The sequence below is a fragment of the Vibrio gangliei genome, from assembly GCF_026001925.1.
GTDB lineage: Bacteria > Pseudomonadota > Gammaproteobacteria > Enterobacterales > Vibrionaceae > Vibrio > Vibrio gangliei.
Genome location: NZ_AP021869.1, coordinates 1,927,088 through 1,941,463 on the forward strand (window position 1 = coordinate 1,927,088; position 14,376 = coordinate 1,941,463).

Genomic DNA, 14,376 nt, shown 5'->3' on the forward strand with positions numbered 1-14,376 from the left:
GAAACGCCCCCCTAGAAACTAGGAAACCTTATACTTCTGAATCAACTTCTCAACAATTCGCGATACTGCCACAAACCCAAAGGTCGCCGTCACCACCGTTGCTGCACCAAAACCGCTGGCACAATCCATACGCTTAGGGCCTTCGGCTGTAGATTTCACGCCACACACCGAGCCGTCGGCTTGTGGGTATTTAAGCTGTTCCGTTGAGAACACACAATCAATACCAAATTTACGTTGTGGATTTTTGCTGAAATTATGATGACGACGCAACGTATCTTTGAGCTTTTTCGCCAAAGGGTCTTGAATGGTTTTGGTTAAATCGGCAATTTGAATTTGCGTCGGATCGGTTTGGCCGCCAGCCCCACCGGTTGTGATCACTTTGATCTTATTACTGCGGCAATAAGCCAATAATGCCGCTTTCGGTTTAATGCTATCAATCGCATCGAGCACGTAATCAAACTCTTTACTGATGTAGTCACGCACGTTATCTGGCGTAATGAAATCATCAATCAAGTTCACTTTGCATTCAGGATTAATCAAAGCAACACGCTCGGCCATCACTTCAATTTTGCTTTGCCCAACCGTTCCGTTTAACGCATGAATTTGACGGTTGATGTTGGTCACGCACACATCATCCATATCAATCAAGGTTAATTCACCAACACCAGTACGCGCTAACGCTTCCACCGCCCACGAACCGACACCACCAATGCCGACCACACAAACATGCGCGGCACGCAAGATCTCAACTTCGCTATGTCCGTATAAGCGACGCGTGCCACCAAAACGTTGATCATAGCTATCAGATGCAGGAGCAAGTGCAGATGCAGGAGGAAGTGTTTTCATGGAAAGTTACCGCAAAATTCAAAAGAGGCGCATTATAGCCGATCGCGTTTCACGTCGCTAGGATACGTTATATAGAAACGAAACGTGACTCGTTGCTCGGCTCGCTGCGCTTCTCGTTACTAGAAAAAGATAAAAAGAGCGTCACTATACTTAGGATGCTCTAATTTGAGTGACGATCTTGTTTTTCGAGCAACGAGCAGTGAAACGCCCGAGCATCGATCTACCTAACCGCTTTTCGGATCTCGAGCGTCAGCGTCCCCACGACTCGTAACGCGCTACTAATTCCCCGGAATCTGCATTGGTGGCGCGGTCAAACCTAACTTCCACACACGGCCAAAGTGACGATAGTGACCTGCGGCAATACCTGCGCGAGCCCCCATGCCGTGATACAAATCTAAGTGACCACCTTTTACTGCACCGCCAGTATCAAGCACAATTAACAGTTTAAGTACATGCACGCCCGTCCATTTACCGTGCGCATCTAATAAAGGTACTTCCGCTAGAATTGGTGTTCCCATTGGGAAAATACTGCGATCGCCAGCTACTGAGGCCATTGGTAACAGTGGAATACCCGCAGAGCCTACCACTTCGGCACCCGGCTGACGTTGGAAAAATACATACGATGGGTTTTGCTCCAGCAATTCTTTCACCGTTTCAGGATCGTTTTCCGCCACCCATTCTTTGATGGCTTTCATCGACATTTTTTCTTTAGGAATTAAGCCTCGCTCTATCAAAATGCGGCCAATGCTGACATAAGGATGGTTGTTCTTACCTGAATAAGCAAAATAGTCCAATTCATCGTTATCGGCATAATGCACAAATCCACTCCCCTGAACTTCCATCAAGAATGGATCAATCATGTTAGAGGCATAGCCAAGCTCAAGCCCTTTACCCTTTAATGCACCAGCGTAAATTTGAGCGCGGGTTGGACATACAGAGCCACATTCTGGTTTAGCATAAACTGGATATTTGAATAAATGATCCGGCGTATGGCGCATTTCAATCACAGGAGAAAAGTAACCCGTGAATAAAATATTGCCTTTTTTATCAGCGCCCGCGAGCTGTTCAATATCAACACCATATTTTGCTAAGTCTTTAGGATCGCCACTCTCCTGCGCCCACACATTTAACTGCGCATATAAATTCTGATATTTCGCTTTTAAAGATGGCGATTTTTCTTCTACTTTCTCAGCTTGTGCGGCAAAAGTATTAAAGTCTCGTGGGGCATCACTTTCAGCACGATCGGTATGCTCTAAAGTCGTATCAAGTTTGCCATCTAAATATTGCTGACCTCGCTCCGTCGGCTGCGCGCAACCAAAAAGAACAACAGCAGAAGCGAGCATCAGTGAACGAGTCAAAAATGGCTTAATAGAAAACACTGGTAAAGAAACCGGAGAGTGAGAAAAAACACGGGAATTGAACACTGAAATCATCCATTTGAAATAGTAAAATCAAAGCGAAGAATGACAAAAATCCTGTTGTCACACAAGACATAAACCATGCTTTGAAACATATTTAATAACACACAACATACTCGAGTGTGGCGACGATATGTCAGCGTTGCAACAAATCCATAAAAATTTCACTTTATATTCAAGTGACTTCAATTTGCCTTGCCTAAAACGTGTTTTAATCTTGCTGAAACTCCCGTATTGAGATTACGTGGGTATATTCACTTAGTTTATAAAAAATATCGATTGCCATAGAATGAATTTTTAGTCATTATTTCAACATAAAAAACCACCAATCCATTCCAAGGAAAGGAACGTGAAATTGCGTAGTACAGCTTTAGTAAAAGGTTTTCGCCAATCCGCCCCTTATGTCAATGCTCATCGTGGTAAAACCATGGTGATTATGCTCGGTGGTGAAGTCTTCACCGACCCCAATTTTGATAACATCATCAATGATATTGCGTTGCTGCACAGCCTAGGTGTACGCATTGTTTTGGTGTATGGCGCAAGGCCGCAGATCAACGACAACCTGTATAATAATCATTGTGAATCGCACTATCACAAAGGCATTCGAGTCACCAATGAATCAGCATTAAACCTCGCCATGCAAGCTGCTGGTCGTTTGCAATTAGCGCTGACAGCACGTTTGTCGATGAGCCTAAACAACACACCAATGCAAGGCACTCAGTTGAACGTAGTCAGCGGCAATTTCATTATTGCTCAACCGCTGGGTGTCGATGATGGTGTCGATTACTGTCACAGCGGTAAAGTACGTCGCATTGATAGTGAAGCCATTAATCGCATGCTCGACATGGGTTCTATTGTGGTCGTTGGCCCAATCGCAAGCTCGGTGACCGGTGAAAGTTTTAATTTGATGTATGAAGATGTTGCCACTCAAACCGCCATTCGTTTAAAAGCCTACAAACTGATTGGCTTTTGTTCTGAGCAGGGCATATTGGCCGAAGATGGCCGCGTCATTCCTGAGTTATTCCCCACCTGCGCGGAAAAATTATTACAACAAATCCAAGACAAACAAGACACCGAAAGCGGTTATACCAGCGGTACCTATCGCTTTTTACGTGGCGCATTGACTGCTTGCCGAGCGGGCGTTCCACGTTGCCATTTGGTGAGTTACAAAGAAGATGGCGCATTACTGCAAGAGTTATTCTCGTTTGACGGTATCGGCACACAAGTAGTGATGGCCAGTGCGGAGCAAACGCGTAATGCTGAAATCCATGATATTGGCGGCATTTTAGACTTGATTCAGCCATTAGAAGAACAAGGCATTTTAGTTCGTCGATCGCGTGAGCAACTCGAACAAGAAATCAACAAGTTCACCATCATAGAAAAAGATCGCTTAATCATTGGCTGCGCGGCACTTTATCCGTATATCGACGATAAAATGGCTGAAATGGCGTGTGTAGCCATCCACCCTGACTACCGTGATGGTGATCGTGGTGTCATGCTACTGAATCACATGAGACAAAAAGCCAAAACCATGGGTATCAGTAAATTATTCGTACTGACAACTCACAGCCTACACTGGTTTAGAGAGCAAGGTTTTGAAGAAGTGGGCGTAGAGTCACTACCAATGGAAAAGCGCGGGTTGTATAACTATCAACGTAAGTCGAAGATATTGGTGTTGAAGGTTTAGCGAGTCTCGGATTCTCGTGTCTCGTTACTCGAGGTTTCACTTAACCTATCGAGTAACGAGACACGTATTTTCCGCGTAACGTGCTATATCAAATCCCTATGCACCTTAACCACTGCCTTTCTTACCTGCATTGGCTCACGAGTGGCGCATTGTGGGCGGTGAGCTTCACCTGGGTAGAAAATAATAAAATCACCCGCACGTAATGAAATAAAACTTTCGTTACTTACTTCATTAAACAGCAATACATCGTTCTCATATTCTGGTTTATCCAACAAGGCTTGTGGGGTTTCGATCGAATAACCGAACGTTTCTTCCCCTTCTAAAATGATTTGGATATCTAAGTAATCACGATGAATTTCTGTTTTTCGCGCGTCTGCGTATTCGGTTTCAGGTGTCATTAAAAAACAAAAAACCTTATCGCCATCAATATCATAACGACCATTTTCTTGATTATCTTGCGCAATTTTTAATGCTTGTTGAATGTAGCCAATAAAAGACTCAGGAAGAATCGAGCTCCATTCCAAGCGTTCAGTATTACCAAAAAACATAGTTCACCTTTGTTTATAACTTTTCACTTAACCCGCTAGAACGTAGGGTTTTTATGCCAACACCTTGCGCCAAAATTGAAGGATTTGCAAATAGATCAAGTTTATCTTTGGCACGAGTTACCCCGGTATAAATCAGCTCTCTGGTTAAAATTTGATTCATCTGATTCGGTAGAACCATCACTGTATGGCTGAATTCACTGCCTTGTGATTTATGAATCGTCATGGCAAACGCCAATTCATGCTGAGGCACTCGGCTCGGTAACACACCTTTAATTCGGCCATCGGGCATTTCAAAATACACTCGATAATGCCCGTCATCATCACTTTGATCCTGCAGGCAGATGCCAATATCGCCATTATGCAAACCTTGTGCGCTGTCATTTTGAGTAACCATGACTGGACGCCCAATGTACCAATTGACATTTTCTTGAGGATCAATCGAGTGATTGGCGCTCAATGTTTTTTCTATCAATTGATTCATTCTCTCAACGCCAAATTCACCTTCTCGCACCGCACACAGCAAGCGTGCACGAGAAAAAGCGTGTAAAATCGTTCGTGCTTTTTGCTCCATCTCAACGACGGTCATCGAAGCCAACTGCGTGGTCTGCGATTTGGTATGAGACGGCAATAAAGCACAATATGGCTGATACGCTTGCTCCATCATTCGAGCAATCGCAGTATGAGTATCTTGAATATTGGCACCATGCCCCATCTCCAGACGTGATGGGATGGAATGCAGCTGGATATCAGCAAAGCCTTGCTGCCACACCTGTTCAACTTCTTGAGATTTGCCTGAATTGATCGCTTTCGCTAATTGCCCCACACCTGAACGCGCATGGAATCGATAACTTTTTTGTAGCATGCACAAACTGTCAGCCACTCGAAGACCTTGAGATTTAGACGCCACTTTCGGCAGAGTCTGAAAACCTGTCATCTTCGTGAGCAATTGATGAAATTCTGGTTGATATCCAATCGAAGAAAATTGGCATAAATCCCCCAAAATAGCGCCCGCTTCCACTGAGGCTAATTGGTCTTTATCGCCGAGTAAAATCAAACGCGCCTGTTTCGGCAACGCTTGAAGTAATCGGAACATCATAGGTAAATCGACCATCGAGGCTTCATCAACCACCAAAATATCCAAATGCAATGGATTCCCACGATGATGCTTATATTCCACCGTATTCGGGCGTGCGCCAAGTAAGCGATGGATAGTGCTCGATTGGGCAGGCATCAAGGCTTTCACCTCATCACTAACAGGGAGCTGGGCAATCGCTAAACCAATCGATTCAGTTAACCGCGCAGCCGCTTTACCGGTTGGCGCCACCAGCTTAATCACTGGAGCCGCTTGTCCCACGGCTTCTTGCTGGGCTTGCACTATGAATGCGGCTAACAACTTGGCAACTGTGGTCGTTTTCCCTGTTCCCGGCCCACCAGAAATCACCGCAAATTGACGAGTAAGCGCCACTGATGCCGCCACTTTTTGCCAATTCAAACACACAGACATTGGCACTAATTCATCTAACTGAGCCAGATCAGCCACCGTTTCAGCGCTCATTAGTGCTTGGTCAATACGAGGCCAATCCAGTTGGTCTGTTTCTTCCACATCTAACATTTCACAGACTAAGCATTGTCGCTGTGCCAAATGGTGATATTGCCCTGTTTGTAGCGCTTGCCATAAATAGGTGTAATCACGAGCAAACAAATTATCTAACGTCGCTTTTGCTGCTTGAATGGAGGTAGACGTCATTGGCAAAGTCTTCGCTCGTTCAGCCAAGCCTTTTGCAACCTGTTGTTCATAATACCAATAGCGAGTGAGATAGAGTCGGTTTCCCTCCAGAGTCATCGGTAAGGGGGCTAATGGTGAGTTATGATCCAACGCTTGATGAGCAACAATCGAATCATCTTGCTTGGCATATTGCTGAGCAGTCTCAAGCCAATTTTTTTGCGCCCAAGCATCCAATAACGCTGAGAATGGACTCAGTTTTTCGGCATGCTGGCGCAATAAGAAACCTAGCGATAAAGCGTGTTCAACCTCTAATTGTTCAAGATTCAAACAGATATGACCGCGCCCTAACTCACTACTTAGCAAGCACGCCAGTAACGCCATATCGCCCGAATAATGAGAAGAAACCTGTTGATGGATAAACCAAGCAAACTGAACATCAATGGCTCGTATTACTCCCAATTTTTCCAACTGCTGCAAACAAGCCAACGTTTGAGACGGGTGTTCCCTATCATGAATATTAAGTGAATTCATTTGGCTCACATCCCCTCTAGTAACAAATCAAATTGCTGCAAAAATGCTTGGCTTGGTTTGGCATGAAATACACCATAGTTCCCCTCTTTAACCGCTTTCACTTCCGGCTTAGATGTCGCGAATCCACGTAAAAAGAGATAATAAACTCCACCAAAATGCTGCTGATAATCGTAATTGGCGAGTCGGCTTTTTAAGAAGCGATGCAGTGCCAACGCATAGATCTGATATTGAAAATCATAGCGGTGTTCGAGCATGGCTTGGCTTAATTTATCTGGGTGATAATCTTCCACACTGTGGCCGAGATGATTCGATTTCCAGTCCAGAATGTAATATTTGCCTTGATGTTCAAACACCAAATCGATAAAACCTTTCAACATGCCCTTTACCGGGTAGAAGTCCAGCCCTGCCGCTAACTGTGACAATTCATCATGGCTTTGTAGCAACGGGTTCAATTGACTCGGTGCCAACGATTCCACGGGTAATAAAAACTCCATTTCAACCAAACGCTGGTCAGGGCCTTTATTCCCCAAGCGCAAGGAGCCACCATCTAATACGGTCGTCATCACTTGCGTGATCATGGCTTGAATCGCTGGCAGCCATTGCAAATCGTATTGTTCACGTTGCAAGAGATTTTCAATAATACGGGTATTGTTATCGCTGTCGGCAGGCTCGGTAAATTCAATTTGTTCAAAAATCGTATGCAAAAAAGTACCCGGGCGTGCGCCGCGAGGAAATTCAAACATAGACCAAGGATCGGCAACCATTTCAGTCTCCAAATCCATATTGATGTTGATGTCATCAAGCGCATCGGAATCGAGCGGTTTTTCCACGTCTACCGCCGCATCAAACACAACCTGTTCAGCGTGATGAGATTGCTTCACTAAGCTCGAATAACTGGTCATACGCCAATTGCGATCAATACGCCCGGTAAACGCTTTGGCATTCAATTCGACTGATTGCTGCTCAGTAGGCACATAACGTGCACTTGGTTCCTCTGCAAATGGCATCAGCGCGACACTCGGAGTAAGTTGAGTTAACTTTTTACAACTTTTCAATAGTTCAGCGCTGGCTTTCGGTTCATGGTGTTGCAAAATCGCGCCGATAGCCGATAAATGTGCGGTCGATTCATCTTTCTTGCTATTGCCTTTTTTCAATGGCGCAAGACCGATAATGCAGCCGTATACGGCACGAGTAAGCGCCACATAGAGCAAACGTAAGTCTTCGGCTAAACGTTCTTTTTCAGCCAAAGCCATACCATCATCTGGTTTAGATAAATCCAAAATCGTCTGTTGCAGCTCTGACTCATCATCTTTGCTCTTTAAATTGTACTTAGCCACCTTGGCCGCTTTAAAATTATTGGCAAACGGCAAGAAGACCAAGTCATATTCCAAACCTTTGGATTTATGAATGGTGATGATTTGAACAAGGTTTCTTTCCGACTCTAAGCGTTGCGTTTGTTCCGCCAACTCTCCATCGTGCTGTTCAAGATTATCGGCAAGCCAACGAATCAAGGCATTATCACCCTCTAAGGTTAAGCTCGCTTGTTGGAGTAATTCAGACAGGTGCAGCAAGTCGGTCAACTTTCGTTCACCATGACTTTCCAACAACCAACGCTCAGCAATATGGCGCTTACCAATCACTTCACGGATCATCGGCAATACACCACGCTGTTGCCACAATTGCTGATAGCTTTCAAATTCATTCACCGCATTTTCCCATGCGATTTCATCGTGATTGAATTGATCTAATTGCTGTGCGTCTAGCGCCAATAAGTCACTGGCAAGGATCGCACGCAAGGCATATTCATCGGTTGGATTCACACACGCCATGAGTAAACGCAGCACATCGGCCGCAATCTCGCTATCAAACACACTGTCGCGATTAGACAAATACACACTGGCAATACCATACTGAGACAGGGCATCTTTGATCCATTTCCCTTCTCGGCCAGTACGTACTAATACCGCAATATCACTGGCTTGGATTTCATGAGCCGCACCTTTTTTATCGATAAATTGCGCTTGCCCTTGCTGGGCTGAGGTCAAAATATGATGAATCTGACAGGCCGTTTGTCTGGCCATGGTTTGGTTATAATCAGTGACTGAAACAGGCTCAGCTGGGTTATCTTGGTAATACCATAACCCGATAGCCGGTTGTGTTTCGCCGTTCACCACCCAGTGCATGTTCTCTGCGTTAGGACTGGCGGCAACCGGCAGGAACGGAATATCGGAATCATACAAAAATGGGCGTTTATCAAACTTGAATATGCCATTAACCCCTTCAATCACCGCTTGGCTTGAACGCCAGTTAGTGCCTAAGGTGTAATGCTCTGTGACTTCATTTCTCGCTTGAATATAGGTAAAGATATCGGCACCACGGAAGCCATAAATCGCCTGCTTCGGATCGCCAATCATAAACCAGCCTGTTTGTGGTTGGTTTAAGTAAATTTCACGGAAAATATGATATTGCTGCGGATCGGTATCCTGGAATTCATCGATCATGGCCACTGGATACAAATTGCGAATTCGCTCGGTAAGTAAGCCATCTTGATCGTCAATAATGGCTTGATCCAGCTGGCTCAACAAATCATCAAACGATAATTGCGCCTGACGCTGTTTGGCTTGAGCTAATAACTCACGACACCCCACAATGGCACGATATTTAAACAACAAATCAAACTCAGGCTGGTTATCCAGTAATTCATCTATCGCCACAAAAGCAGGATGCTGAGCCACTTCACCTTTTTTGGTGTCCGTTGCTGTATTTAAAGTGCTTTGTGCAAATCGAATCAGCTTGTCGCATAGGTTGCCATCTCGCGCGCTTTGCTCTGCCCATTGGTGCACTTCATCTAACCAAGCTGGTAAACGTGTTTTATTATACGGATTACGCTTAATGCCAGAACCATCAATCAAACTGAATAGCTGATTTTTGTCTTGATTCCAGAGCTTTTTAACCTTTTCAATCCGCTCAAGATGTTGATGGAATTCATCAACCAAATCCACATTCAAATTAATGCTGGGAAAATGTAAAGCGGGTCCTGAAAGGTAAGTGCCAATTTCATGAGCAAGTTGTTCTGGTGTGCTCCAAATGGATTGAATTTGCTTAGCCAGCACCGTTGGCAGAGGATAAAAATGACGACGCCAATAATCACTTACCACTTGCAGTTTAAGTTGGCTCTCATCGGTAATAAATTCATTTTGAAAACGACTGCCGGATTCAAACGCATTTTGCGTAAGCATGCGTTGACAAAAACCATGAATGGTGAAGATGGCGGCTTCATCCATTTGGCGCTCCGCTTGCAAAAGCGTTTCAATCGCAAACTGTTTATCGGGCGTGTCGGCCAGTAAGGGCTGTAAAACAGGATCATCCGTTTCACCACGAGCAAAAGCAATGCGGGCTTCGTGAATTCGTTGACGAATACGACCACGTAATTCAGCCGTTGCCGCTTCGGTAAATGTCACCACCAAGATTTGATCAACCGTCAGTGGGACTGGATGAGCCGCCCCCTCCTTACCATGCCCGAGTAGTAAACGTAAATATAACGCGGCAATGGTGAAGGTCTTTCCCGTACCCGCCGAGGCTTCGATTAAACGTGCTCCATGCAGTGGAAACGTCATGCTATTTAGTGATTGCGCCATCAATCTTATTCCAATTTATACCGTAACTATTTCGTGAGCTTATTCTCACTTTGCGTCATTTGGTGCCAGTTCAACGTCTGTAAATAACAGAGTGAGAATTGATTCACATTTTTTTACACTTTGTCGACCTATTATCCGACTCTAAGTCAAAGGCTTAATGCAAACATAAATCTAATAACGATCTACTCGGTTTTGTACACAACCTTAAACCTTGAAACAGGAAACCTAGGACAAGGACAAAACCTCAAAGTAGGCTGAAACAAAAAACTGTTACCTCAACTCTCCGCCGCACAGCAAGCGCCCTACACATATAATGACTTGCTGGCGGCTTTTCTTTTGCCTTTTACCTTTCTCTTATTGCTTCAGAAATAGCCTGGCAATGATCAAATAAAGGCTTGAGCAAGTCTTCAGATTTACTCAATAAATCGTCTGCTAGCTCCTCTGTCCATTGTTTCCAGACGCGCTGCACATAGACATCTTGCCCTTCGCCGTCGACATAAAATCCATCACCGATAAAGGCTTTTTGCATAGCGAGCAAGGCGATTTGTTTGTTTTCTTCTTGCTCAAAACCAACCCACTGCGCCTCAGGAGCAAAACCCGGCTTATCAAACCCTTTTTCCATCGCCGCAAAGCCGGTCTTAGGCACAAACCACAAAGGGGAATCCATACCTTGGTAATAAGCCTGCACAAAAGTTTGTAGATATTGCTTCGCAACGTCAGCAGAAAGCGGCTGAAATTCAAGCTGCTCCAACTTACCTTTACTGCGACCAAACAAATGCGTGGTTATCCCTGAGCTGTTTATAGTTGGCTCATTCTCATTTAAAGCGCTTACTTTTAGGTTACAGGCATTTAAGCACAGGTGTTCAATCCAATAACCGAGCAAATATCGGCTATGCAAACCGCCACTGCGATACCGCACCATGCCTGATTGATATTGCCCTCCAAGCCAGCCCACAAGGTGAATAACGTGAGATTGCCCATCTAATTGAATATCGAGCGCAAGGTCAATTTCTACATCAGCTTTAGGCTCAGATAAATAAGGCAACAAGGCTTCGGCCATCGGCTTGGTACTCGCGAGTAAGCTCTCCGCGGCAATGTCAGCAAAACTGGCCATTGGCAGTTGCCCTTGTGCTTGCTGACGCTGCAAATAATCTTGCGCACATTGCTCAAACGATTCGAGCGACAAGTGCCCACTGTCTTGCCCAGATTGCTGCCACTGCGCAAGCAGGTTTTCACCAAACCAATAACTGTCTAAATTGTTCACAGCAAAAGGCTCATCATCCATTTTCGCCAACGAAACAGGATGAATATCTAAATAAGTTTTGAGCCGTTGATTGAAGAAATATTTTACCGGCAAACGCCAAAAACGCAGTAACTCTGAGAGCTCCAAGCCATATTGCCCCGGCGCTTCTGGTTCAAGTTGCTGTAAATAAGAAGGCAGAGGTTGAATAAATTCCGCTGGGTTTGATTCGAGAACCGCTTGATTCGCTTGCTTGGCGGCCGGCAACCACTCTTTGGCATAACTGGCTAAAGCGGCATTTTGTCCATCAAATGCGCTGGCACTGAATGGCACTAATGGATGCACTTGGCTCAATGCCGCGACTAATGCTTGCCCTGATTCATCACTCGGCTTGTCCTGCCCCCCTTCTAAAGCGTAATTTTGTTGGCAATATTCCAATAATTCCGCCACTAAAACTGATGGTTCTTTGACACTGTTATCTTGAATCGAACGTCCGACGTAGCTGATATAGAGTGATTGCTGCGCCGATAACAAGGCTTCCAAGAATAAATAACGATCATCATCGCGACGAGAACGATCACCGGGGCGTGTTCTGCCATTAATTAAGTCAAAGCCTTCTGGCGCGACACTTCTTGGATATAAACCATCGTTCATACCCAGTAAGCATACGGTTTTAAAGGGGATCGAGCGCATAGGCATTAAGGTACAGAAATTCACTTGGCCGGCTAAAAAGCGTTGGCTTACCCGTGCATTGGACAAATGATTTTGTAGATATTGTTCTAACACTTGAGGTGAAATTTCAGCCTCTAGCTCAAAGCCAGCATCCAACAATTGCTGGCTCAGTTGCTCCACACTTTCTCGAATGGTGCTGAGCACGGCTTCGCCTTCTAACTCGACCAAGAAGAACTCATCCAGCATTTCCAGCAAATAGCGCTGCCATGTGGCAAATTTTTGTGCGTTAGACAATCGGTCTCGATAACGCTGCAAACAACGGACAAAACTGGCTAATTTACCCGCCAATTCTGCATCCATTCCCTGCACTTCGTCATAGGCAGCAATAATGGTTTCGCCATGGTGATATAAGCCTGCAGAATCTGGCATAGCAAAGCCAAGCAACATGCGTTCAATACCAAACAGCCAAGTGTTTTGCTTGTGGCTCGGCAAGTCAAATTGCTGCGCAGTTTGTTCGTCCAAGCCCCAGCGGATACCCACTTCTTGTACCCATTGCGCCGCTCGTTCAAACTCTTTTTCATTAATACCAAAACGTTGCATTACCGCTGGCACTTCAAGTAATTCGAGCAATTCAGAGGCTTGGCAACGACGCTGTGGCAATGCCATTAAGCGCATAAATGCCTGCAAAATAGGGTTTTCTTGATCCACACTGCGATCAGAAATGGAATACGGAATAAAGCGTTGATCGGAAGTGGTTTGTCCAAAAACAGCATGAATAGCATGACTGTAGGCGTTGATGTCAGCCACCATCACAATCACATCGCGAGGTTTGAGCTCAGGATCGGCTTCAAACATAGCCAACAAACGATCGTGTAATACTTCCACTTCGCGCATTGGACTATGACAGATATGCAATTGCAACGAACGATCATCGGCACGAATCACAGGTTTATAAGAACTGGTTATCACTGAAAGCCGATCATTTTGATGCTCACGCAACTCCAAAATATCTTGTTGAATCGCATGCAGCAGCGAGTCATCGTAACCATCTGCAAAGGCGTCAATATCACTGACTTCAAGTTGTGACAACAAGTACAAATTGTCGCGCCCTAGCTTGCCCATTGAAGCTAATAAACTGTTTCCTACCGCATCTTGGGTATGCAAATCGGCGTTATTGAGAATTTGGGCTTCCGTGAATTCATTTTGCTCAATGCTGCCCTTCAGCCATTCGCTTGTGTTTTCTGTGTGCATAATACGGCGCGATTTGGCCGCCAATTTAGCGAGGTATTTGCGGTCACGCACATCGCCCCAGTAATAGCGTGACGGGTTGGTAAACATCAAATGTACTTCGATATGTTCACCCAAAGCGCGCAACGCATCCATATAACGGGGAGGCAAAGCAGTGATGCCAAAAATAAAGAGACGACTCGGCAGCTGCGCCTGGCCTGCTAAATCGCCAACGTAATGCTGCAAAGTATCAATGAATTCGTCATATAAATTCGCGCGGTGGTATGGCGATTGCCCCATAGAAACGGTTTGATCGTACAAGGCTTGCCACAAAATCGGTTGCCAAGGATGCTCGCCATTTAATTCTTCAACCTCTTGCCCGGCTTCCCAGGCGGCAATCCATTCTGGACGATACACTAAATAGCCATCAAAAATATCGGCAATTTTTTCAGATAATTGATAGCGTTTGGATTGATCATCATCGCCATCTAAATAGCGCTTCAAAGGTGAAAATTCAGGTAAGTCGAGTTGCGTAGGCAAGATTTGCATCAACTTCCAAGTCATGGCTTCTTTGTTAAAAGCACTGCGCTTCGGCACATCCGGCAATACTTTTGTAAACAGTTCCCAAATAAACGTTGCAGGCAACGGAAAATCCAAATTGGCAGCCACACCAAATTCTTTGGCTAATTCCATTTTCAACCATTGCGACATACCTGGACTTTGCACCAAGATTTGCTCAGATTGAAATGGGTTTTCCAGCGGGTTTAAGCGAATTAACTCAACGAGTAATGACTTTAAAACGTCAACTTGATTGGAATGATAGACAGTAAACACAAAGCACTC

The 14,376-nt window shown here is 45.0% G+C and carries 7 protein-coding genes; 1 reads left to right on the forward strand and 6 read right to left on the reverse strand.

Annotation, left to right across the window (positions count from 1 at the left end):
• Positions 1–18 precede the first annotated feature (18 nt).
• Together tcdA and mltA are read right to left on the reverse strand one after the other, a co-directional pair.
• Positions 19–846, reverse strand: coding sequence for a tRNA cyclic N6-threonylcarbamoyladenosine(37) synthase TcdA (gene tcdA / locus Vgang_RS08910; protein ID WP_105903220.1), 828 nt, complete (start codon positions 844–846; stop codon positions 19–21).
• Positions 847–1,124: 278 nt separating this feature from the next.
• Positions 1,125–2,189 carry a murein transglycosylase A gene (mltA, locus tag Vgang_RS08915; protein WP_105903260.1) on the reverse strand — a complete coding sequence of 355 codons (1,065 nt, stop codon included), beginning with the start codon at positions 2,187–2,189 and terminating at the stop codon, positions 1,125–1,127.
• A 424-nt stretch (positions 2,190–2,613) separates the two neighbouring features.
• On the opposite strand from mltA, the gene argA reads away from it, so the two are divergent.
• The gene (argA, locus tag Vgang_RS08920) at positions 2,614–3,951 is read left to right on the forward strand and encodes an amino-acid N-acetyltransferase (protein ID WP_105903221.1); all 1,338 of its coding nucleotides are present in this window, start codon (positions 2,614–2,616) and stop codon (positions 3,949–3,951) included.
• An 83-nt stretch (positions 3,952–4,034) separates the two neighbouring features.
• Here argA and Vgang_RS08925 read toward each other — a convergent pair whose 3' ends face one another.
• The 4 genes from Vgang_RS08925 to recC all read right to left on the reverse strand — a co-directional run bounded on the left by Vgang_RS08925 (position 4,035) and on the right by recC (position 14,367).
• Positions 4,035–4,499, reverse strand: a complete 465-nt coding sequence (locus Vgang_RS08925; protein WP_105903222.1) for a YhcH/YjgK/YiaL family protein — start codon at positions 4,497–4,499, stop codon at positions 4,035–4,037.
• 13 nt (positions 4,500–4,512) lie between these two features.
• A complete protein-coding gene (gene recD, locus Vgang_RS08930) occupies positions 4,513–6,756 on the reverse strand; it encodes an exodeoxyribonuclease V subunit alpha (protein WP_105903261.1) in 2,244 nt (747 codons plus the stop codon).
• Positions 6,757–6,761: 5 nt separating this feature from the next.
• A complete protein-coding gene (gene recB / locus Vgang_RS08935; protein ID WP_105903223.1) occupies positions 6,762–10,394 on the reverse strand; it encodes an exodeoxyribonuclease V subunit beta in 3,633 nt (1,210 codons plus the stop codon).
• Positions 10,395–10,737: 343 nt separating this feature from the next.
• Positions 10,738–14,367, reverse strand: coding sequence for an exodeoxyribonuclease V subunit gamma (gene recC / locus Vgang_RS08940; protein WP_105903224.1), 3,630 nt, complete (start codon positions 14,365–14,367; stop codon positions 10,738–10,740).
• Positions 14,368–14,376: the final 9 nt, after the last annotated feature.

What these genes read in the sequence shown, in the direction of transcription:
- tcdA (WP_105903220.1), bottom strand. Translation starts at nt 846, where the DNA reads ATGAAAACACTTCCTCCTGCATCTGCACTTGCTCCTGCATCTGATAGC.
- mltA (WP_105903260.1), bottom strand. Translation starts at nt 2,189, where the DNA reads ATGCTCGCTTCTGCTGTTGTTCTTTTTGGTTGCGCGCAGCCGACGGAG.
- Vgang_RS08925 (WP_105903222.1), bottom strand. Translation starts at nt 4,499, where the DNA reads ATGTTTTTTGGTAATACTGAACGCTTGGAATGGAGCTCGATTCTTCCT.
- recD (WP_105903261.1), bottom strand. Translation starts at nt 6,756, where the DNA reads ATGAATTCACTTAATATTCATGATAGGGAACACCCGTCTCAAACGTTG.
- recB (WP_105903223.1), bottom strand. Translation starts at nt 10,394, where the DNA reads ATGGCGCAATCACTAAATAGCATGACGTTTCCACTGCATGGAGCACGT.